1 protein-coding gene is annotated in these 261 nt (G+C 41.8%); it reads right to left on the reverse strand.

Annotated elements, in window-relative coordinates:
* Positions 1 to 91: 91 nt before the first annotated feature.
* Positions 92 to 253, reverse strand: coding sequence for a YoaP domain-containing protein (locus SB773_RS32695; RefSeq protein ID WP_410594558.1), 162 nt, complete (start codon positions 251 to 253; stop codon positions 92 to 94).
* Positions 254 to 261: the final 8 nt, after the last annotated feature.

Consider the following 261-nt stretch of genomic DNA (forward strand, 5'->3'; position numbering starts at 1 on the left):
GTTATATACACGTATCGGAAACCTATGCCTAGAAATACGTTCTGATTGTATGTGCAGTGATTGCAGGTCAGGTTATATGCTACGCCCATGGTTACTGTCCCAGCCCCTTCTTTAACAACGCCTCAAACTTCTTCCGATTCAATATCTCATGTGTTAAAAACTCTCCATTCCAATAAGCCGTATATGTTGTAAACGCAGAAGGCGCACTTTGCGCTTCCTCTCTACTGGTTATTTTGATTTTTGTAACCGGGATTCGGAATT

It is taken from the genome of Bacillus sp. SIMBA_074, assembly GCF_046534555.1.
GTDB classification, from domain to species: Bacteria; Bacillota; Bacilli; order Bacillales; family Bacillaceae_G; genus Bacillus_A; species Bacillus_A mycoides.